Consider the following 20,907-nt stretch of genomic DNA (forward strand, 5'->3'; position numbering starts at 1 on the left):
AACCCCATGTCTATTGGAACCAAAATCGCGTGGGACGATACCGTCCTGCCCTTTCAACTCGATATACCCGACATGCGAGGCCGCGTGGCCCGGCTGGACGGCGTATTGGGCGGCATCTTGAAACAGCACGACTACCCCGAGGTGGTCGAGGCGCTGGTGGCCGAGATGGCCCTGCTGACTGCATTGATAGGGCAAACGGTATCGCTGCGCTGGAAGCTGTCTCTGCAGGTGCAATCCAAGGGCGCGGTCCGGATGATCGCAACCGATTATTATGCGCCACAGGTCGAGGGCGAACCCGCGCAGATCCGCGCCTATGCGAGCTTTGACCGCGACCGGCTGACCGATGCAGCCCCTTTCGATCAGGTGGGTGACGGGTACTTCGCCATCATGATCGACCAAGGTGAAGGTACACAGCCTTATCAGGGCATCACCCCACTAGCCGGGGGATCACTGAGCGCGTGTGCGGAAGCCTATTTTGCGCAGTCCGAACAGCTGCCGACCCGGTTTTCGCTGAGCTTCGGCAAATCGACCGAACCCGGCGTCGGTGAACACTGGCGCGCTGGCGGGATCATGCTGCAGCACATGCCCAAAGCCTCGCCCTTTGCCGCTTCCGGGGAGGGCAGCGGAGAGATCCTGTCTGCCTCGGATCTGGTGGATGGTGAAGAGGGCGAGAACTGGGATCGCGTCAACATCCTGCTCGACACCGTGGATGATCTGGAGATGATCGGGCCATCCGTCGCGCCAACCGACCTTCTGGTGCGTCTGTTTCACGAGGAACAGCCTCGCGTCTATGATGCACAGCAGGTAAAATTCGGTTGCACCTGTTCCGAAGATCGCGTGCGCCAAAGCTTGTCGATCTATTCGGCGCAGGATATTGCGACAATGACCACGGACGAAGGCACCGTCACAGCAGACTGCCAATTCTGCGGTGCGCACTATGTGCTGGACCCTGCGACCGTCGGGTTCGAGGCCGAAGGCCCGGATGGCGCGTGATCTGATCACAGACCTGACCGAGGCGCTGAGTCGTGATGGGTCCGGGTCCAGTGACTTTGATCTGAACCCGGAAACGGTGCTGCCGGCGGGGCGCAAACTGCGCCCTGCGGGCGTGCTAGTGCCTGTTTCCGTGACCGGAGACGCACCCCGGTTGATCTTGACCAAACGCTCTTCGGCGCTGAAACACCATCCGGGCCAGATCGCCTTTCCGGGTGGAAAACAGGATGAGGGCGACATCGACGTTACTGCGACAGCTTTGCGCGAAGCACAGGAAGAAATTGGTCTTCCGCCAGAACTACCCAGTATTCTGGGTCATCTGCCCACTCATGAAACCGTGACATCCTTTTCGGTCACGCCGGTTGTTGCGATCCTTGAAGCCAGTTTTGAACCAGTCGCCGAACCGGGCGAGGTGGATGAGATCTTCTTCGTTCCGCTTGCGCATGTCCTGAACCCAGAGAATTATGTCGTCGAGTCGCGCCGTTGGCGTGGACAAAGACGGTATTACTATGCTGTGCCCTATGGCCCCTATTATATCTGGGGTGCGACGGCACGGATGCTGCGGGGATTGGCAGCGCGGATGAGTGAATGAAGCGGATCACAGAAGATTGGTTAACCGACCAAGCCACGCAGGATGTATGCACCGCCCTGACCAACGGCGGGGCGCAGGCGCTATTCGTCGGTGGCTGTGTGCGCAATGCTCTGCTGAAGGCGCCGGTTTCTGACATTGATATCGCCACAGACGCCAGGCCTGAACACGTCGTGGAACTGGCGCAGAAAGCTGGGCTGAAGCCGATACCAACAGGGATAGACCATGGCACCGTGACGATTGTCAGCAAAGGTATCCCACACGAGGTCACGACGTTTCGCCGTGACGTCGAAACGGATGGTCGGCGTGCTGTCGTCGCTTTTTCCGACAAGGTCGAAGAAGACGCCGCGCGTCGTGATTTCACCATGAACGCGCTTTATGCCAAACCTGACGGCACAATCCTTGACCCGCTGAACGGTCTGCCGGATCTACAGGCGCGTCGCGTACGGTTCATCGGGGAGGCCAGTGATCGCATCCAAGAAGACTACCTAAGGTCGCTCAGATATTTCAGGTTTCATGCTTGGTACGGGGATGTGGATGGTGGCTTTGACCCCGCTGCACTGGATGCAATAGCTGCAAATTTGGACGGGTTAGAGACACTTTCGCGCGAACGGGTCGGGGCAGAGATGCTTAAACTGCTCGCTGCGCCTGACCCCGCGCCGTCGGTTGCCGCCATGCGCGTCACTGGCGTTTTGGCGCAGCTCTTACCCGGGGCTGATGACCGGGCACTGCCGATCCTGATTCAGCTGGAACAAGACGCCCATGCAGCGCCCGAAGCGATTCGTCGTTTGGCAGCGATTGCGTCGCCCGAAGTGGCCAAAACTCTGCGTCTTAGCCGCGCGCAACTGCAGCGTCTGGCTCGGATGCGCGACGAAGCGATGGCGACGACCAGTGTCGCAGAATTGGGTTATCGCTATGGGTCGGAAGGCGGATTGCACGAGACACTTTTGCGTCATGCATTTCTTGAACAGCCTTGGTCCGAAGACCTGAACCGAGCTTTGCAAAAAGGGTCCGCGGCCAGTTTCCCGATCAAGGCGGCGGATTTGATCCCCGCCTTCTCGGGCCCCGCGCTGGGCGCAAAACTGGCCGAGCTTGAGGCGCGTTGGATCGCGTCGGATTTCGCGCTTAGCCGCGAAGAATTGCTGGCCGACTGATTTGAAGTCTCAAAAAGGGATGACAAACCCGATTTGATTTGGCAGGGTGCGCCTGACTCATATGGAGGGAGGAATGCGAATGTATTACGGGATCTGGTTCGGCTAAAGCCCGGAACACTTTGACCCGTAGGGGTGGTGTTCTGGCGCCATCTTTCTTCGCATGACCTATTTTCTGCTCAATCGGAGCACTCTTCATGTTTCGCTACTTCGAAAATCTCATTGACCCTTTTGTTGCCTATGAACAGGTTGACAAGCCACCGACGCGGCTGTGGCCTTTCATGCTGGGATACTCGCAGCCTTTCAAACGCGTTTTTGTATTGGCCGCGCTGATGTCCGTGGTCGTTGCTGCTGTCGAGGTCGGGCTGATCTTTTATATGGGTCGCGTTGTGGACCTGTTGGGCAGTTCTCCTGCTGAATTCTGGCAGGCGCACGGGACTGAATTGGTCGTGGTTGCCGCCTTGATCCTGTTTATTCGTCCCATCCTTCAGCTTGTTGACGTCTTGCTGCTCAACAACACAATCCTGCCGAACTTTGGCACTCTGATCCGTTGGCGGGCGCATAAACATGTTCTGCGTCAATCGGTTGGCTGGTTCGAGAATGACTTTGCCGGGCGCATCGCAAACCGGGTTGTTCAGACCCCGCCCGCCGCGGGTGAGGTGGTCTTTCAAGTCTTTGACGCGATCTCGTTCTCGATCGCCTACATGATCGGTGCGGCCATTTTGCTGATGGCAGCTGATCCGCGCCTGTTGCTGCCGTTGCTGATTTGGCTGGTGTTCTATGGGGCCTTGGTGCGGTGGACCGTCAAGCGGGTCGGCCCCGCGTCGCAGGCGGCGTCGGATGCAAGATCTACCGTGACGGGCCGGGTGGTGGATAGCTATACCAACATCCACTCCATCAAGATGTTTGCCCATGACACTCAGGAACAGGACTATGCGCGCGAGGCGATTGCGGAAACCCGCCGCACTTTCCAGATCGAGATGCGGATTTTCACCATTATGGATGCCGCGCTGGTTGCATTGAACGGTGTGCTGATCGTGGGAGTCGTTGGTTGGGCGATCTTGCTTTGGACGCAAGGTAGCGCAACGGTCGGTGTGGTGGCCGCCGCCACAGCCTTGACGCTGCGGCTGAATGCCATGACCGGGTGGATCATGTGGGCGCTGACCAGCTTCTTTCGCGAATTGGGTATCGTTGCCGAGGGTATGCAGACCATCGCGCAGCCCATCGATCTGTTGGACGAACCTGATGCGAAACCTTTGCGGCTGGGTAATGGCCAGATCGAAATACGCGATCTGTCTCATCACTATGGACGGGAAACCGGTGGTTTGGATCACGTCAACTTGACCATCCGGCCAGGCGAAAAGATCGGCCTGATCGGTCGCTCAGGTGCCGGAAAATCGACCCTAGTAAAGCTGCTTTTGCGGTTTTACGACGTCGAGAAGGGTGCGATCCTGATCGATGGCCAGGATATCTCGAAGGTCACGCAGGACAGTTTGCGCAGCCATATCGGGATGGTCCAACAAGACAGCGCTCTTCTGCATCGATCGGTGCGGGCTAACATCCTCTATGGTCGTCCTGATGCGACCGAGGAACAGATGGTCGCCGCTGCGAAACAGGCCGAGGCGCATGATTTCATCCTTGACCTGCAGGACCCGGAGGGCCGCACCGGCTACGATGCGCATGTGGGCGAGCGGGGCGTGAAACTCTCGGGTGGTCAGCGACAGCGGGTGACGCTTGCGCGGGTGATCCTCAAAGATGCTCCGATTTTGCTGTTGGATGAGGCCACATCCGCCCTAGATTCCGAAGTCGAAGCGTCGATACAGGAAACACTCTACGGCATGATGCAAGGCAAGACCGTGATCGCCATCGCGCACCGGCTCAGCACGATTGCTCAGATGGATCGCATCCTTGTGATGGATGGCGGCCGGATCGTTGAACAAGGTGGTCATTCCGATCTGTTGGCGCAAGGAGGGCTTTACGCTCAGTTCTGGGCGCGGCAATCTGGAGGCTTCCTAAACCCGGAGGCCGCTGAATGAGGATTGCCGACCTCATCCAACCGTTCAAAGACACAGAAACGCCCCCGCCGCAAACGCTGGGGGCGTTCATCCGTTGGAGCTTGTCCGGCGCCTGGCCGATGCTGTTCGTCGCAGCAGCCTTCTCGGCGATCGCGGGTGCGATGGAAGCTGGCACCGCCTGGGTCCTGGGCCGCGTCATTGATCTGACCACCAACAGCAGTCCCGAGACGTTTCTGACCGGCGGTAATCTCGCGATCATTTTGGGTGCTGTCGCATTCTTCATGCTTCTACGCCCCGCACTGTTCGGCCTGTCGTCGGTGGCAAATAACTACATCGTCATGCCCAACATCACGCCGTTGGTTTTGGCAAAACTGAACCGCTGGACGCTGGGCCAGTCGGTGACCTATTTCGATGACGATTTCGCCGGACGTATCGCCCAAAAACAGATGCAGACATCGAACGCCATGACGCAAGTGGTGTCCGAAACAATCAGCGCTATTGTCTTCGCTATTGCCTCACTTGCAGGCTCATTGCTTTTGTTAGGGTCTATTCACCCGCTTGTGATGCTGCCATTTGTTGCCTGGCTTGTTGTCTATTTCCTGCTGGTGCGCTGGTATCTTCCACGCATACGCGTACGCTCTGCCGCGCGGGCGGGGGCGCGGGCGATGGTGTCGGGGCAGGTGGTCGATACGATCACCAACATCAAGACCGTCAAGCTGTTTGCCCATTCCGAGTTCGAAGATCATACCGCCCGAAATTCCATGGTCGACCTGCGTGAACGGTCGCTGGAATTCGGCAAGCTATCGGCCAGTTTCCGGTTCATCCTAATGACTCTGGCGGGGGTGCTGCCGGTCCTGTTGATCGGCGCGACACTGGGGTTGTGGCAGGCGGGCATCGCGACGGCCGGGGACATCGTGGCGGCCGGGGCCGTGGCGATACGCATCTCGCAAATGACCGGCTGGGTCAGTTTCACACTGATGGGCCTTTACGCAAATGTCGGTGAGATTGAAAACGGAATGCACACACTGACCAAGCGCGTTCGGGTCGAGGATGCTCCGAACGCATCGACACTTGTGGTCTCAGAGGGCGAGATTGCCTTTGACAGCGTCAGCTTTGCCTATGGCCGCGATATCGGTGGTGTAGCTAATCTTAATTTCACTGCCGCGCCGGGTGAAAAGCTGGGCATAGTCGGGGCCTCAGGTGCGGGGAAATCCACTTTGGTTTCACTTTTGCTAAGGCTCTATGACGGGGAACATGGCGTTATTGCCATCGACGGGCAGAATGTCTCTCACGTGACTCAGGACAGCCTGCGTCAACAGATTGGGATGGTCACGCAGGAAACCGCGATGTTCAATCGTTCGGCGCGCGAGAACATCCTCTATGGTCGTCCTGACGCGACTGAAGATGAGCTGATAGAGGCCGCGACCAAAGCCGAGGCGCATGAATTCATACTCGGTCTCGAAGATGCGCAAGGACGCAAGGGCTATGACGCGCATCTGGGCGAACGCGGCGTGAAGCTGAGCGGCGGGCAACGACAGCGGATCGCTCTGGCTCGCGCTATCCTGAAAGACGCACCGATATTGGTTCTGGACGAGGCGACGTCGGCATTGGATTCCGAGGTCGAGGCAGCGATTCAGACGGCACTGCACCGGGTGATGCAGGGCAAGACCGTGCTGGCTATTGCCCACCGCCTGTCCACGCTTAGCGAGATGGATCGGATTATTGTTCTGGACCACGGTCACATCGTTGAAAGCGGGACGCACGAGGCTCTGCTGGAGCGTGGCGGGTTGTACGCCCGGTTCTGGCATCGCCAATCGGGCGGGTTCATTCAGGCCGAGGCTGCAGAATAAGGGGTTTTGTTGCGCTCAAACCCCAGTTATCAGGCCTCCATGACGCAGCAATACACAATAAACCGCCTTGGACATCAGGGCGACGGAATCGCCGATGGTCCGATCTATGCGCCACGCACTCTTCCGGGTGAAGTGGTCAGCGGTACGTTGCTGGGTCAGTTTCTGAACGATATTCGCGTCGAAACACCCTCGGATCAGCGGGTCAAGGCACCCTGCCGTCATTACAAGGCCTGCGGCGGCTGCCAGTTGCAACATGCGACCGATAATTTTGTCGCCGAGTGGAAAATTGAGGTGGTGCGCAACGCGTTGGCCGCGCAGGAGCTCAATGCCCTGATGCGGCCTATTCACACTTCGCCTGAACGATCCCGCCGTCGGGCCACCATCGCCGTACGGCGCACCAAGAAGGGTACGTTGGCCGGGTTTCATGGTCGCGCTTCTGACACGATTACCGAAATCCCGGATTGCCATTTGCTGCACCCAACCTTGATTGCGGCCATCCCGGTGGCCGAAGCCTTGGCGTTGTTGGGTGGCAGTCGGAAAGGTGTGTTGGCCGTAACGCTGACCCTGTCCGAAGGCGGTTTGGATGTTGCGGTCAAGGGCGGCAAACCGCTGGATGGACCGTTGGAGCTGGCGCTCGCGCAAGCGACCGAGCATCACGGCCTTGCCCGGCTTAGTTGGGATGATGAGGTTATCGCCATGCGTGTACCTCCGATCCAACGCTTTGGAACCGCTGGCGTCACCCCACCGCCCGGAGCGTTTTTACAAGCCACAAAAGACGGAGAACAGGCTCTATTACAGGCTGTTTCCGACGCTACGTCAGGGGCAAAGCGGATTGTCGATCTGTTCGCCGGATGCGGGACATTCTCTCTGCCGCTGGCACAGACTGCTGAAGTTCATGCAGTCGAAGGTGAGACCGAGATGACGAAGGCCTTGGATCAGGGCTGGCGCAAGGCGCAAGGTTTGAAACAGGTCACAGTCGAGGCCCGAGACCTGTTCCGCCGCCCGCTCATGCCCGATGAACTCAAGAAATTCGACGCCGTTGTGCTTGACCCGCCGCGCGCTGGGGCCGAGGCGCAGCTGGCCGAGCTGGCGCAGGCCATGCGCCCGGTGGTTGTTTATGTCTCGTGCAACCCGATCACCTTCGCCCGTGACGCAAAAATGCTGGTTAACGCCGGATATGCCCTTGAATGGGTACAGGTGGTTGACCAATTTCGATGGTCGTCACACACCGAACTTGCCGCTCGGTTCATTTTGAACAAATAACCCTGAGATAAGGACCGCCCGCATGGTGATCGCCCAACGACTGCTGCCCATCATCGAAGCACCGGCTTTCGGGAAATTCATCACCGGTGTGATCCTGTTCAACGCGGTACTGCTGGGGATGGAGACATCGCCCACGCTGATGGACGCAGCGGGTCCACTGATCGTGACGTTGGACAAGCTGTGCCTTACCATATTCGTCATCGAAATCGTCATGAAACTGATCGCCACAGGGCGCCGGTTCTTCACCAGCGGCTGGAATGTGTTTGATTTCGTGATCGTGGGCGTCGCCCTAGTTCCCAGTGCAGGGGCGCTTTCGGTTCTGCGGGCACTGCGTATCCTCCGGGTCCTGCGCGTTATCTCGGTCGCGCCGCGCCTGCGCCGAGTGGTCGAAGGCTTCATCTCAGCCCTGCCGGGCATGGCCAGCGTGTTCCTGCTGATGGCGATCCTGTTTTACATCGGCGCTGTGATCTCAACCAAGCTTTTCTCGGGCACGTTCCCCGATTGGTTCGGTGATCTGGGTCTGTCGGCCTATACGCTGTTCCAGATCATGACGCTGGAAAGCTGGTCCATGGGCATCGTCCGCCCTGTGATGGAGGTGTATCCCTACGCCTGGCTTTTCTTTGTTCCCTTCATCATGGTGACCACCTTTGCGGTGGTGAACTTGCTGGTAGGTCTCATCGTGAACTCGATGCAGGATGCCCACCATGCCGAGGATGAGGTCAAGACCGATGCCTATCGTGATGAGGTTCTTGAAAGGCTGGAATCGATTGAACGCCGACTGACGGAACAGTCGAACAGCAAAAAGTGATTTAAGTTTCGCGAAAATCTGACATAATAATTGACAAAAAAGAGCATCAGGCAGTGAAAATAATGGATCGTCGAGCATTCGGAATGGGCGCAATGGCAACGCTGAGCCTTTCAGCATGTGCCTCAGCCAAACCCAGATTTCTTTCTTATCGCGGGCCCGAGGTGACCTCGATGGTCATCAACAAAGGTGCACGCAAGCTGTATTTGCTCCATAACGAGCAGATTTTGCGGGAGTATGATATCGATCTAGGATTTGCGCCCACCGGCACGAAAAACAAAAAAGGCGATGGCCGTACGCCCGAGGGTACCTATCTGATCGACCGCCGCAATCCGCGCAGCAGGTATCATCTATCGTTGGGTATATCGTATCCCAATTCGGAAGACTTGGCTAAAGCCAAGGCCGCAGGTGTTGATCCGGGCGGCGACATCTTCATTCACGGACAACCCAATCTGCGATCCGAGTTAAAGCGGGCGAAGAAGACCCCGGATTGGACGGCAGGTTGTATTGCGGTCAAGAATGATGAGATCGAAGAGATCTACGCCATGGTGAATGAAGGAACCGTGATTACCCTGCGCCCCTAAGCAAGGTTCAAAGCGGTTTCCAGTCACCAAATCCAAATATTGTATAGTCGCGCTGGTACGCTTCCTTCGCTAGCGCTTCAAGCTGTGCGTCGTAAATCTGATCAAGTGCAAACGGCGCGTCCGGCTTGGCCCTGTTTGGCGTTGGCGGGGCTGTATGCCCAACTTTGTAGGCAAGGTCGGGCAAGGCGGTTTCCATCTCATTCTCGCGCAGGATCAGGTCGGGCATGGTGAAACCGGCCATGCCTTCCAGCGTCTGCGCCTGTCCGCACCATTCCCCATCCACACGGATCGGGGTTTGACCCGCCAAAATACTGCGCAGCATGCCCAGAAAGGCCGCGAACGCCTCGGAATGCTGATCCCGGGTATAATTGCTGAGATCACCCTTGGCAGGCAGAGGCACCTTGTACCGTCGGCTCAGCATATTGCGAATGCTCACATACGCGCCGGGGCCTGTGTGCAGAATACGGTCGCAGAACACAGCGTGCGCGCGCGCCAGCGGATGGCGTAGCACCGTGAATTTGCGGTGACCGGGATGATCCTGCATCCATTGACGGGTCTGTTTTTGATTGCGGCCGGTGATCAGGTCGGCTTGAGACACCCCGTCCAGATCGGCAATCCACCGCACCACTTCAGCCTCGGGGCCGCCGCGCACCGGAAGGTACATCAGCGAAGTTTGCGCAGCACCCACATAGCGCGAAACAGCCGGCCCGCGGTGCGGCTCGTAACTTGGGATATGGTGTAGCTTGAAGCGGTCACGTTGCGACACGGCCAGCTCCATATCACCCGGATTGGTCACTTTCGACAGGGCAGGCGCCGGGTTTTGACGTTTGAGATGCTGGTTCAGTTCCTCAAGACGTGCGCTGACGCCAAGCCACGCGGCAAGGCCGTTCAGAACGTCCAAATCTGTTAGATCGTCATAGTCGATATAGAACGGTGTTTGCCCGGTGGTCTGGAGATGTTTGAGCACTGTTTGTTGAAATGCTTGCCGCTGGTCGAGCTGTTCGGCGAATTCTTCGGCATCGAAGGTGATTTGCGCCTCCCGCCGTTGCTTAATGTTCACCAACCGCCACTGCTTTGTTTCCAAAGCGATTTTCCACGATATGTAGCTATCCAGAGGGTTGCGCATCAGAATGATTTTGGCGCAGCGCGGATCATCCAGCGCCGGTGGCAGCGCCCGCGCATCGTGGTCGCTAAAAAAGCGAAAGCCGTTCATCTCGCCCGGCGCGTTTCGGATGGCGTTGATCAGCGCCATCGGGTCGCGTTCACGATCTTCCAGGGTAAAGCCCAGAACGCTGTCCAGTTTTGGCAGGCCGACGAAATAGGGGTTAAACGCTTCTCCGTGACACGTGACGCCATCCAGCGTGTTCAGCTGTAATTCAAGCAGGTTCGAACCTGTGCGCATATCGGCCAGAACGATGAAATAATCGAAGCGGCGGGTCATTTTAGGTTACTGCACCAAATAGGGCTTCTTGAACGATTTGGACTGTGCGCCAAACACGTCATTCACAGGGAAATCCCCCATCAGATAGGGATGCATCCCTTGGTTCTTGAGGTTTTGCAGGAACTTTCCGAACCCGGTCAGATCGACCATCGTCGGTGCCTCGGTCAGATGCGTGGGTTTGGGCGCGCCCATGTCCTCCAGAACGGTCTGTAGTTGTTCCATGGGGGATTCCACAAACTCTGCCATTGTCCATATTCGGATGCGCGTCTTTGCCCGAGCGGCATCCAGTAGCTTGAGCTGTTTGCTTTCGATCTGTTGTAGGCGGGCAGCTTCGCACCGGATATCGGCAAAATTCAGGTTCGAACGGAACAATGGAACCGCCCAGGCCCCCGAGATGACCGCAATATGTGCATTCTGATCTTGCGTCAGGAATTCATTGATTTTCTGAATATCCGTTGGCCCGAATTGAAAGCACTGACGCTCGCCTCTTGTATTCCAGATGAGGTTCGACAGAAAGGCCGAGGGGTTATAGTCGCGTAGCGTGGCGCAATCGCTGAGCGCACCGTTGATGATCGTCTCATCTTCGGCAAATTGCGCCCGTTCGGGACCGAACAGATGCCCATGCACCCGCCCGCCGATGGCGTTTGTCAGCCAAGGTTCGAAATCCTCGAACAACTCGGTAAAGCCTTGAAACACCGAATAGGGAAAGGCTGTCAGGCTGCGTTCCGTAGCCGCGCGAGGGAAGCGGCTTTGCATATAAAGACCATCACGACCGCGAACGCGCCGCTCGACCGCTTTGGAAAACACCCGGTCGATCTTGCCGGGGTTGGGCTCGGCCGGGGTCAGTGCGCCTTCGTGGTCGGTCAGGAAGGTCTGATACAACCGGTTCGCGCTGTGCCAGACTTTGCGCGCCACGAAACAGTCGGACCGGCGCAGCAATTGTAGGTGATCGTCGTAGAACATGTGCGGCCGACCTTGATAGTCGAACTTCGACAGGGTCAGCGATCGGCTTTCGATATGGGTGGAATAGAGCCGTGCCAGTGTCTGGAAATAGCTTTCATCGGGAATCCAGACCTGGCGGAAATAACGATCATATTCGGCGCGCTTGGGATCCTGAAGAATGGCCGACAAGGTTTGACGGGTCAGACACCACCATTGGCTGCCCATATGCGGCACCAAACCATCGGGAATTGCGCGGCGCAATCCGAGGGTGCGTTGCAGCCGCACGTAATTGTCAAACAGCTTTCGTTGCCTGCGCCACGAGAAGGGGAACCGCAGGGTGAAACGTTCCAGATCCAGACCGCCAATCGTCCAGCTGACGTCGCGCGTGGTTGCGCTTTCGATGAAATCGACACGGGGCCGGTCGGCCAGATAGTCGATCAGATCAGCGACCGGACGCAGTGGCAGGCACGCGCCCGAAGACAGATATACATGCCGGACGTTCGGAAACTTCTCCAACATAAGCGATGCGGCGGATTGTGATGCGGCGACAATACCCCAGCCGCCCCATTCACAGACATGGCGTTCGGAAAACAGAATAAGCGGTTCATCCGAACAAGCGGCGACAAAATCGGAATAAGCCGGATCGCCGACTTTCTGATCTACATGAATGACCACAGGACAGCCCGAGGCGGCCCAATGTCGCGCCACCTGCTCAACCCGATCCAGCGCGGTGTGCACCAGCATTACGATGCCCAAGCTGCTCATGCCCAGTTCCCCTTGGACATCAGGCCGAGGATCTCAATCTGTCGCCAGTTGATGTATTTCTCGGACCATTTGTTCCAGAAAACCGGATTATCCTCTAACTGTTTGGCATAAGCCTTGTACTCGCCCGATGCAGCATAGTGCTGTCCGCGCAGCAACTCTTCTTTAGCTTTTTCCCCAAGCGTATTGATCAGCTTTGCATGCAGCAGCGCTCCGCTGGTTTTTTCACCGCCCTGCTCTTCATAGACCTGATTGAGCCCGCGCGGCAGCAATGCGTGGGTTGAGCTGACATAGGCGTAGCGCCGGTGCCATTTCACAAGAGGTATCTTGTTCAGGGCCGGGGCCTTCAGGGGATTGTCCTGAAAGAAAACTCGTGCGCGTGCACCGCCTTGAATCCACAGATTCCCATAGGTCGGGTTGCGGGTAATCATGAAGTTGCCTGAATCGAACCAAGGCGCGACTTCAAAAGGGTTCTGGCCCTCATGATAGGGCGCATCCATGATTCCGGTTTCGGGATACATGTCGATCAGCATGGTGCCGAAACTGCGCACACCAGTATCGTCCAGCCAGTCGGTCAGGGCGCGGATCGGGCGGGTATCGCAAAAAGGATAGATAAAGAATTCATCCGGATCGACCGTCAGAACCCAGTGCTTATGCGCATAGCGGCGCAGCAGGTAGTTGGACCAATCCAGACCAAAGGTCGCATTCTTGTAACCTACATCCGTCCACCACAGCGAAACGTCCGGCTGGCTGCTCAGGTATTCGCGGGTGCCGTCATCGCTGTTGTTGTCCACGCACAGGAAGTGATTGATGCCAAGCTTTCGATAGTAGTCTAAGAAATAGGGAAGGCGGATCTTTTCGTTCCGCATCACGCTCATCAACAAGATGTCGTTTTCTTTGATCTTGTTGGTGTTATCTTGCACCGCTTTCAGATCCCGACGCCGACGTAGGCAACGCAGCAGGCGGCGCTTGCGCCGCAATCTCATGCGATAGGAATCCAAAAGGCTCACGCGGCTGCCCAACCTTTTTTGATACGCGCGTCTGCCCGGGGCCGCCTGAGGCCTGAGTGGTGCCGGACATTAACGTTTTATGACATCTCTGCACCTTGTGAGGCAACGGGTTTAAATCCGGTTTACTTCCCCCCTGTGGCAGGAAATCCGCCCGCGTTCATGAGCCCAAGGTCTTGTAACTGTTGCCAATCACCTAGTTTGACCGAGTCAGAAGTCCAAAGATCAGGCCCGCTGATGATCCCGTCATAATAGGCGCCGAACCGATCGGGGTCGTGAAAATGTTGCCGCCTCTGTTTTTCGATCCGCGATTTGTCGACAACCTCGGGCAGGAATTTCGTGTGGAACAACACGCCCGAGGCGGTCTGCCCACCCGGACCGTCATATTCAAAATTCAGGAACCGAGGCAGCGCGGAATGGCACGAATTCACATAGGCCATATGCCGTGACCACCGGGTCAGAGGGATTTTGTTCAGGGTCGGTGATTTTTGGGGCTGATCTGCAAAAAACACCCGCTCGCGTACGCCGCCCTGAACCCAAAGGTTGCCCATCGGCCTTTGGCGCTGGGCACGATAGGGGCCGGGGTCAAACCAGTTCAGGCAATCGGTTGGATCGGAATGCGGATCATAACTTTGCGTGCCCAGCCGACCTTTGGGATAGAGATCCAGCATCATCGCCCCAAACGTGGCTTGTCCGCGCGCGTCCAGCCATGCGGTCAAATCGCGCAGCGTATGGGTGTTGAGATGTGCGTAGATCAGTAACTCATCGGCGTCGACCATCAACGTCCAGTGGTCGTGCCCAAATTTCCACTGCAGCCAAGTCAGCCAATCCAACCCGAACCGAGACGCGCGATAGCTTGCCGTAGTCCGCCACAGCGACACATCCGGCTGTTTAAGCAAATACGGGACCGAGCCGTCATCGCTGCCATTATCCACCATCAGAAAATGATCAACGCCCAGCGTGCGATAATGGTGAAAGAACCACGGCAGACGGCTGATCTCATTCCGCAGCGTGGTAAAGGCCAGAATGGCGCCGGGTGTGATCTTTTGCGTGTTGTCAGTCAACGACTTCAGTTGATGGCGGCTGCGAAAAGATCGCCACAACAGCCGCTTGCGTTTCAGGCGCAGCTTGTAGCGCTGCACCCAGGTAAGCGGCTGATCCTCAAGGTTCACTTGGTATAGCTGCCATTCTGATGCCAACGCCAGGCATCCGTGATCATCGTCTCTAACGTTGATCTTTTTGGTGTCCAGCCCAGCTCTTCCTTGGCTCGGACCGAGCCTGAAACTAGAAGCGTACAATCCCCGGCCCGGCGCGGGCCGATGCTGTAGGGTACCGCGCGGTTGGTGACGGCCTTGGAATGCTCGATGACTTCCATCACCGAAAACCCCGACCCGGTGCCCAGATTGAACACGCGGCTTTCTTTGCCTTGCTCAAGCCATTTCAACCCCAGAACATGTGCATCGACCAGATCACAAACATGTACATAATCGCGGATGCAGGTGCCGTCGGGTGTATCGTAATCGGTGCCGAATACAGTCAAGCCACTCCGCTTGCCGTCGATGGCGTCTAGCATCAGCGGCACCAGATGGGTTTCTGGTTGGTGGAACTCTCCAACTTCGGCATCCGGGTCGGCCCCGGCCACGTTGAAATAGCGGAAGATCACGTGCTTCAGGCCATATGCGGCTTGAAAATCACGTAAGATGTCCTCGATCGCTCGTTTCGAGGCACCATAGGCATTCAATGGCTGCTGCTGAGTGCTCTCGTCCAGCACAACGTTGTCATGTTCGCCATAGGTGGCGCAGGTCGACGAGAACACAAAGTTCAAACATCCCGCATCCACAGCCGCCTGTATCAGTGTCAGCGAACCGGTGACATTGTTCGACCAATATTTTCCGGGCTCAACCATCGCTTCGCCGACCTGACTGAGGGCGGCGAAATGTATCACGGCGGCGGGTTGGTATTTGGCGAACACTTCGTCCAGCCGGGTGCGGTCCAGCAGGTCGCCCTGCTCGAAAGGGCCGAATTTCACCGCGTCCTGCCATCCGGTGACAAGATTGTCATAGGTTACGGGCGTATACCCCGCCCTTGCCAGTGCCTTGCAGGCATGAGAGCCGATATAACCTGCGCCACCTGTAACCAGAATATTTGTCATTCAAGCCCCATAGCGGCCATCATTTCTTCGATCTTGGCCACGTCCTGCGGGTTGTTCAGCTCCCAGAACTGACGACCTTTGGCTTCAACTTCGACACACAGAACCTTGCGGCCGTTTTCCATGAAGCGCAGCTGTTCCAACCCTTCCAGTGTCTCCAGCGGACCGCTGGTCCAGCCCGGATAAGCAGTCAGAGCGTCCGGCCGATAGGCATAAACTCCGACATGGTGGAATACCGGTGTCGGGTCACTACTGGCATAGGTCTCGGCAGTGAAAGGGATCACTTCTTTCGAGAAGTAAAGCGCGCTGTGGTCATTGCCGAACACCGCTGTAGTGCCCCCGACCCGGCCTTGCTTGCGATCGTTCAGTAATCCGTTCAGTGCGTCCCCGTCACAGCGCAGCACGGGGGTGGCCACACCCGCATCTGGCGCGTTGCGCAGACCCGAGATCAGGTCTTCAACAAACCAATGCGGGGTCAAAGGCGCATCCCCTTGCAGGTTGACGACGATGTCATAACCGCCACCCAGAGCCGAGTGCGCCTCGGCGCAGCGTTCGGTACCGTTGCGGCAGGTGTCTGAAGTCATCACCACCTCGGCACCAAATCCCTTTGAGACTTCGCGGATACGGTCATCGTCGGTTGCCACAACCACGCGATCTACGCCTGACACGGAAATCGCAGCGCGCCAGGATCGTTCGATCAGAGTCATGCTGGTTCCGTTTGCCCCGGTCAGCGGAACCAGAGGTTTGCCTGGATAGCGGGTCGAAGCGTAGCGCGCGGGAATGACAATCAATACTGACATCAGGCTTCCTTCAGCTCAACGCCTGGAGCATAGGCGATGAAAAATGGATTGGCATAGCCGTCTTTGCCATAGGTCAGCGGCGAATGGTCGTCAAAGCGCACCACATGTCCGCCCGCACCGGCCAGAACCGCCTGGCCCGCAGCGGTGTCCCACTCCATGGTGCGGCCAACACGGGGGTAGAGGTCGGCCTCTCCCGTCGCCACCAGACAGAACTTCAGCGACGACCCGGCACTTTTGCTGTCGCGCACCTGATATTTGTTGATGTAATCCTCGGTCGCCTGATCCCGATGCGACTTGGATGCAACGATCATCAGCGCCGAATTGTTTGGTTTAGAGATTGATATTGGCGTCAACACGCCCGGCTGATCTTTGTCCAGTGCGCCGGTTTCCTCGACAGCTTGCCCATCGGCTTGCGTATAGAACATCCGCCCCCGCGCAGGTGCGTAAACCACACCGCGCGTCGGCACGCCGTTCTCGACCAGAGCAATATTTACCGTGAAATCGCCCCGTCGGTTGATGAACTCTTTGGTGCCGTCCAAAGGATCAACGATCAGAAAGGTATCACTCTTTTCGGAATGCGAAGCTGCCTGTTCCTCGGTCACCAGCAGGATATCTGGAAAAGCCTCGCGCAATCCGGCCGAGATCAAAGCATCCGCCGCCTCGTCCGCCTCGGTTACTGGGCTTGAGTCTGACTTGACCTTGACGTCGAAATCATCTGCTTCATAGATCTGCATGATCTTGTCGCCTGCCTGCAAGGCCAGCCGCCGGATGACGGGAATAAGCGCGTCATAAGTCACAAAAAAGCTCCGTTCCTGTGGTTTGTTGATCAGGGCATCTCACGGACTTATGATGCGATGGATACGGAACAGCAAGAATTTCGTGCCAATTTGCGGCTGACACAGCAGGAAAGAGTATTCGAGTGTTTCACTACAAGCGAAATCGGTCGTTGCTGGGCGGGGTTTTCACCACCGCTGAGCTTATATTCCATGCGGTGGTCCGCAATATCCGCTCGCAGCATTCAAATGCGGTGATCGCAATCCTGATAAACATTGTTCAGGTCGTTCTTCTGGTGACGGCGTTTTATATACTTATGACGCTAATTGGTCGAATGACCGGCATGGCCAAAATCCGGGGCGAGATGGTTTTGTTCCTGCTCTCCGGAGTTTTTCTGTTCCTGACGCATATCAAGTCTGTCGCTGCTATTGCCGGGGTTGGATCCGGCAACAATCCGATGACACTGCATTCGCCGATGACCATGATGGTGATGTTGTCAGCATCTGCCTTCGGTATACTGTACACGCAGCTTGTCTCGATCCTGGTCATCCTGTTCGTCTATAGTGTAGCAGTCTCGCCCCTTGTGATTCAGGAGCCCGGCGGCGCCTTTGGGATGCTTTTACTGGCATGGTTTGTAGGATGCTCGGTCGGTCTTGTGTTTCTGGCGCTAAAGCCCTGGTTTCCAAATACGGTTAGCATCCTGACAAGTATGTACCGTCGTCTGAACATGATATTTTCTGGCAAGATGTTCGTCGGCAACGCATTGGGTGGGTTCATGCTGACTATGTTTGCGTGGAACCCGCTGTTTCACATCATAGATCAATGCCGTGGTTTTGTGTTCCGAAACTACTTTCCCCGCAACTCCAGTTGGGAATACGCGCTTTGGGTCGGGATAATCCTGACGATGATCGGCCTGCTGGGCGAGTTCTATACCCGCAGGCAGGTCTCGAAAAGCTGGGATGCGCGACGCTGATCTTTGCTGTGCGTGCTGTATTCTGAAAACTTGTTCCCGGATATTGGATCGCACTTCACGTTGCGACTCTCAAAGTCAGGTTGATGCGTCCTCCTTTTGGCAAAAGTTTGGATGATCTAAACCGGATGCGATCCACCCCATGATAGGTCAAGCGTGCCGGGCCGCCCATGATCACCACATCGCCTGAGCTCAGCCAGATCGACTCGGTCTTGCCGCCCCGTGTTGTATTGCCGATGCGGAACAGCGCGTCATCGCCCAATGAGATCGACAGCACGGGCCACGAGAAATCGGCCTCATCCTTGTCCTGATGCAGGCCCATCTTGGTGCCTTCACCGTAATAGTTGATCAGACAGCAATCGGGCTGGCGATCCGCGCCGGTCAGGTCCTGCCAGATGGTCAAAATCTCATCTGGAATCGCGGGCCATGTCATGCCCTTTGGGTGCGTGTCCTGATACCGATAGCCCGCCTGGTCAGTGACCCATCCCAGCGCCCCGGCCGAGGTCATGCGCACTGACATTTCCTTGCCCGAAGGTGTCACGGGCCGATAAAGCGGTGCCACTTTCAGAATCGGCCTAAGCAGGTCAACTAGATGCGACTGCGCCGCCGCATCCAAATAGCCTTTCCGAATATCAAATCCGCGCAATAACAGCCGCGCCATTCCAGAATCCCCAAACCTTGCCAAAACCTTGCCAAAAAAGGCCACAGATTCCCGAAAACCTGCGTTTCTGAACGCTTGCAGGCCCCTGTTCTCGCCCTTATATACGCCTCGACGCGCGATGGTGTAGTGCTGTCGCGCACATCAATCGGGGGCAGGATGCCGCAACGGGTCCAACCCTCGGGACATCGCCTTGAATGGAAAGGGATTGAAAATATGGGAAAAGTAATCGGGATTGACCTCGGTACCACCAACTCGTGTGTGGCCATCATGGACGGCTCGCAGCCGAAGGTCATCGAAAACGCCGAAGGGGCGCGGACCACGCCCTCGATCGTCGCTTTTACAGAAGATGAGCGTCTGGTCGGTCAGCCTGCAAAACGTCAGGCGGTCACCAACCCCGACAACACGATCTTTGGCGTCAAGCGTCTGATCGGTCGTCGTGTGGATGATGCAGAAGTCGAAAAAGACAAGAAAATGGTGCCCTACGCCATCGTTGATGGCGGCAATGGCGACGCGTGGGTTGAAGCCCGCGGTGAAAAGTACTCCCCAAGCCAGATCTCGGCCTTCACTCTGGGCAAGATGAAGGAAACCGCAGAAAGCTATCTGGGTGAGGAAGTCACGCAGGCGGTTATCACCGTTCCGGCATACTTCAACGACGCACAGCGTCAGGCCACCAAAGACGCCGGTAAAATTGCCGGTCTGGAAGTGCTGCGGATCATCAACGAGCCGACAGCAGCTGCTCTGGCCTATGGTCTGGACAAAGAAGAAACCCAAACCATCGCGGTTTATGACCTTGGTGGTGGTACTTTCGACGTAACCATTCTGGAAATCGACGACGGTCTGTTCGAAGTCAAATCGACCAACGGTGACACCTTCCTGGGTGGTGAAGACTTTGACATGCGCATCGTCAACTACTTGGCGGATGAGTTCAAAAAGGAACACGGTGTCGATCTGTCTGCCGACAAGATGGCCCTGCAGCGTCTGAAAGAAGCTGCTGAAAAAGCCAAGATCGAGCTGTCCTCGACCTCGCAGACCGAGATTAACCAGCCGTTCATCTCGATGGGCTCGAACGGTCAACCGCTGCACATGGTCATGAAACTGACCCGTGCCAAGCTGGAATCGCTGGTTGGCGACCTGATTAAGAAGTCGATGAAGCCTTGCCAGGCTGCCCTGAAAGACGCAGGCCTGTCGGCTGGCGACGTGGATGAGGTTGTTCTGGTCGGTGGTATGACCCGGATGCCGAAAGTGATCGAAGAGGTCACCAAGTTCTTCGGCAAGGAGCCACACAAAGGTGTGAACCCGGACGAAGTTGTTGCCATGGGCGCCGCCATTCAGGCCGGTGTTCTGCAGGGCGACGTCAAAGACGTGGTTCTGCTGGACGTGACCCCGCTCAGCTTGGGCATCGAGACGCTGGGTGGCGTATTCACCCGACTGATCGACCGCAACACGACCATTCCGACCAAGAAGTCTCAGGTCTTCTCGACCGCCGAGGATAACCAAAACGCCGTGACCATCCGCTGTTTCCAGGGTGAGCGCGAAATGGCTGCGGACAACAAGATCCTGGGTCAGTTCAATCTAGAAGAGATCCCACCCGCACCGCGCGGCATGCCTCAGATCGAGGTGACTTTTGACATCGACGCCAACGGCATTGTCTCGGTTTCGGCCAAGGACAAAGGCACCGGCAAAGAGCAGAAGATCACCATTCAGGCCTCGGGCGGTCTGTCGGACGAAGATATCGACAAGATGGTCAAGGATGCCGAGGAAAACGCCGAGGCAGACAAGGCCCGCAAAGAGCTGGTCGAAGCCAAGAACCAGGCCGAAAGCCTTGTCCACGCGACCGAGAAATCGATCGAGGAACATGGCGACAAGGTCGACCCGTCAACCGTCGAAGCGATTGAGCTGGCCGTTGCTGCGCTGAGGGATGAGCTGGAAACGGACAATGCCGACAAGATCAAGTCGGGCATCCAGAACGTGACCGAAGCGGCCATGAAACTGGGTGAGGCGATCTATAAGGCACAGGCGGAAGAGGGCGAAGATGAGCCCGCAGCCGCAGATGCCGCGCCGGGTGACGATGACATTGTCGACGCCGAGTTCGAAGATCTGGACGACGACAAGCGTAACTAACGGGTAACCGGGCCAATTTGGGCCGGTCCGGTT

The 20,907-nt window shown here is 57.0% G+C and carries 18 protein-coding genes; 10 read left to right on the forward strand and 8 right to left on the reverse strand.

What is annotated here, in order from left to right:
* The first annotated feature begins 6 nt into the window (after positions 1-6).
* The 8 genes from hslO to ACR0L9_RS18060 all read left to right on the forward strand — a co-directional run bounded on the left by hslO (position 7) and on the right by ACR0L9_RS18060 (position 9,247).
* A complete protein-coding gene (gene hslO / locus ACR0L9_RS18025) occupies positions 7-993 on the forward strand; it encodes an Hsp33 family molecular chaperone HslO (RefSeq protein WP_170399357.1) in 987 nt (328 codons plus the stop codon).
* On the forward strand, positions 983-1,582 hold the full coding sequence (locus tag ACR0L9_RS18030; RefSeq protein WP_170399354.1) for a CoA pyrophosphatase: 600 nt from the start codon (positions 983-985) through the stop codon (positions 1,580-1,582). The genes hslO and ACR0L9_RS18030 overlap by 11 nt, the downstream gene beginning before the upstream one ends.
* A complete protein-coding gene (locus ACR0L9_RS18035; protein ID WP_480588298.1) occupies positions 1,579-2,733 on the forward strand; it encodes a CCA tRNA nucleotidyltransferase in 1,155 nt (384 codons plus the stop codon). The genes ACR0L9_RS18030 and ACR0L9_RS18035 overlap by 4 nt, the downstream gene beginning before the upstream one ends.
* Before the next feature lie 194 nt (positions 2,734-2,927).
* Complete coding sequence (locus ACR0L9_RS18040; RefSeq protein WP_170626971.1) at positions 2,928-4,766, forward strand: ABC transporter ATP-binding protein; 1,839 nt, start codon at positions 2,928-2,930, stop codon at positions 4,764-4,766.
* Positions 4,763-6,595 carry an ABC transporter ATP-binding protein gene (locus tag ACR0L9_RS18045; RefSeq protein WP_480896334.1) on the forward strand — a complete coding sequence of 611 codons (1,833 nt, stop codon included), beginning with the start codon at positions 4,763-4,765 and terminating at the stop codon, positions 6,593-6,595. The genes ACR0L9_RS18040 and ACR0L9_RS18045 overlap by 4 nt, the downstream gene beginning before the upstream one ends.
* A gap of 39 nt (positions 6,596-6,634) precedes the next feature.
* Positions 6,635-7,858 carry a class I SAM-dependent RNA methyltransferase gene (locus ACR0L9_RS18050; RefSeq protein WP_480896335.1) on the forward strand — a complete coding sequence of 408 codons (1,224 nt, stop codon included), beginning with the start codon at positions 6,635-6,637 and terminating at the stop codon, positions 7,856-7,858.
* Between the two features lie 22 nt (positions 7,859-7,880).
* Positions 7,881-8,666: an ion transporter gene (locus tag ACR0L9_RS18055; protein WP_170515151.1), complete on the forward strand. Its 786-nt coding sequence runs from the start codon at positions 7,881-7,883 to the stop codon at positions 8,664-8,666.
* 62 nt (positions 8,667-8,728) lie between these two features.
* Positions 8,729-9,247, forward strand: coding sequence for a L,D-transpeptidase family protein (locus ACR0L9_RS18060; RefSeq protein WP_480896336.1), 519 nt, complete (start codon positions 8,729-8,731; stop codon positions 9,245-9,247).
* A gap of 7 nt (positions 9,248-9,254) precedes the next feature.
* Here the strand turns inward: ACR0L9_RS18060 and ACR0L9_RS18065 are convergent, their stop codons facing one another.
* The 7 genes from ACR0L9_RS18065 to cysQ all read right to left on the reverse strand — a co-directional run bounded on the left by ACR0L9_RS18065 (position 9,255) and on the right by cysQ (position 17,145).
* Entirely contained in the window at positions 9,255-10,688 is a 1,434-nt protein-coding gene (locus ACR0L9_RS18065; RefSeq protein WP_480896337.1) for a nodulation protein NodH, read from the reverse strand.
* A 6-nt stretch (positions 10,689-10,694) separates the two neighbouring features.
* Entirely contained in the window at positions 10,695-12,395 is a 1,701-nt protein-coding gene (locus tag ACR0L9_RS18070; protein ID WP_480896338.1) for a DUF5927 domain-containing protein, read from the reverse strand.
* A complete protein-coding gene (locus ACR0L9_RS18075) occupies positions 12,392-13,378 on the reverse strand; it encodes a glycosyltransferase family 2 protein (protein ID WP_170613532.1) in 987 nt (328 codons plus the stop codon). Before ACR0L9_RS18075 ends, ACR0L9_RS18070 begins: the two co-directional genes overlap by 4 nt.
* 146 nt (positions 13,379-13,524) lie before the next feature.
* A complete protein-coding gene (locus ACR0L9_RS18080; protein WP_480896339.1) occupies positions 13,525-14,571 on the reverse strand; it encodes a glycosyltransferase family 2 protein in 1,047 nt (348 codons plus the stop codon).
* Complete coding sequence (galE, locus tag ACR0L9_RS18085; RefSeq protein WP_480896340.1) at positions 14,568-15,551, reverse strand: UDP-glucose 4-epimerase GalE; 984 nt, start codon at positions 15,549-15,551, stop codon at positions 14,568-14,570. Before galE ends, ACR0L9_RS18080 begins: the two co-directional genes overlap by 4 nt.
* Positions 15,548-16,348, reverse strand: a complete 801-nt coding sequence (locus ACR0L9_RS18090) for a 3-deoxy-manno-octulosonate cytidylyltransferase (RefSeq protein ID WP_480763849.1) — start codon at positions 16,346-16,348, stop codon at positions 15,548-15,550. Before ACR0L9_RS18090 ends, galE begins: the two co-directional genes overlap by 4 nt.
* Entirely contained in the window at positions 16,348-17,145 is a 798-nt protein-coding gene (cysQ, locus tag ACR0L9_RS18095; protein ID WP_480896341.1) for a 3'(2'),5'-bisphosphate nucleotidase CysQ, read from the reverse strand. The genes ACR0L9_RS18090 and cysQ overlap by 1 nt, the downstream gene beginning before the upstream one ends.
* 122 nt (positions 17,146-17,267) lie before the next feature.
* Here cysQ and ACR0L9_RS18100 point away from each other — a divergent pair, with 122 nt between their 5' ends.
* The gene (locus ACR0L9_RS18100) at positions 17,268-18,095 is read left to right on the forward strand and encodes an ABC-2 transporter permease (protein ID WP_170649008.1); all 828 of its coding nucleotides are present in this window, start codon (positions 17,268-17,270) and stop codon (positions 18,093-18,095) included.
* Between the two features lie 55 nt (positions 18,096-18,150).
* Here ACR0L9_RS18100 and ACR0L9_RS18105 read toward each other — a convergent pair whose 3' ends face one another.
* Positions 18,151-18,753 carry an alpha-ketoglutarate-dependent dioxygenase AlkB family protein gene (locus tag ACR0L9_RS18105; protein ID WP_480896342.1) on the reverse strand — a complete coding sequence of 201 codons (603 nt, stop codon included), beginning with the start codon at positions 18,751-18,753 and terminating at the stop codon, positions 18,151-18,153.
* 213 nt (positions 18,754-18,966) lie between these two features.
* Here ACR0L9_RS18105 and dnaK point away from each other — a divergent pair, with 213 nt between their 5' ends.
* Positions 18,967-20,874 (forward strand): molecular chaperone DnaK, encoded by a 1,908-nt coding sequence (dnaK, locus tag ACR0L9_RS18110; RefSeq protein ID WP_480896343.1) that lies wholly within the window; start codon positions 18,967-18,969, stop codon positions 20,872-20,874.
* The last annotated feature ends 33 nt before the right edge of the window (positions 20,875-20,907 follow it).

It is taken from the genome of Ruegeria sp. I3, assembly GCF_056532525.1.

Bases quoted from the DNA above. Each gene is read 5' to 3' on its own strand.
- hslO (WP_170399357.1), top strand. From the start codon at position 7: ATGTCTATTGGAACCAAAATCGCGTGGGACGATACCGTCCTGCCCTTT.
- ACR0L9_RS18030 (WP_170399354.1), top strand. From the start codon at position 983: ATGGCGCGTGATCTGATCACAGACCTGACCGAGGCGCTGAGTCGTGAT.
- ACR0L9_RS18035 (WP_480588298.1), top strand. From the start codon at position 1,579: ATGAAGCGGATCACAGAAGATTGGTTAACCGACCAAGCCACGCAGGAT.
- ACR0L9_RS18040 (WP_170626971.1), top strand. From the start codon at position 2,928: ATGTTTCGCTACTTCGAAAATCTCATTGACCCTTTTGTTGCCTATGAA.
- ACR0L9_RS18045 (WP_480896334.1), top strand. From the start codon at position 4,763: ATGAGGATTGCCGACCTCATCCAACCGTTCAAAGACACAGAAACGCCC.
- ACR0L9_RS18050 (WP_480896335.1), top strand. From the start codon at position 6,635: ATGACGCAGCAATACACAATAAACCGCCTTGGACATCAGGGCGACGGA.
- ACR0L9_RS18055 (WP_170515151.1), top strand. From the start codon at position 7,881: ATGGTGATCGCCCAACGACTGCTGCCCATCATCGAAGCACCGGCTTTC.
- ACR0L9_RS18060 (WP_480896336.1), top strand. From the start codon at position 8,729: ATGGATCGTCGAGCATTCGGAATGGGCGCAATGGCAACGCTGAGCCTT.
- ACR0L9_RS18065 (WP_480896337.1), bottom strand. From the start codon at position 10,688: ATGACCCGCCGCTTCGATTATTTCATCGTTCTGGCCGATATGCGCACA.
- ACR0L9_RS18070 (WP_480896338.1), bottom strand. From the start codon at position 12,395: ATGAGCAGCTTGGGCATCGTAATGCTGGTGCACACCGCGCTGGATCGG.
- ACR0L9_RS18075 (WP_170613532.1), bottom strand. From the start codon at position 13,378: ATGAGATTGCGGCGCAAGCGCCGCCTGCTGCGTTGCCTACGTCGGCGT.
- galE (WP_480896340.1), bottom strand. From the start codon at position 15,551: ATGACAAATATTCTGGTTACAGGTGGCGCAGGTTATATCGGCTCTCAT.
- ACR0L9_RS18090 (WP_480763849.1), bottom strand. From the start codon at position 16,348: ATGTCAGTATTGATTGTCATTCCCGCGCGCTACGCTTCGACCCGCTAT.
- ACR0L9_RS18105 (WP_480896342.1), bottom strand. From the start codon at position 18,753: ATGGCGCGGCTGTTATTGCGCGGATTTGATATTCGGAAAGGCTATTTG.
- dnaK (WP_480896343.1), top strand. From the start codon at position 18,967: ATGGGAAAAGTAATCGGGATTGACCTCGGTACCACCAACTCGTGTGTG.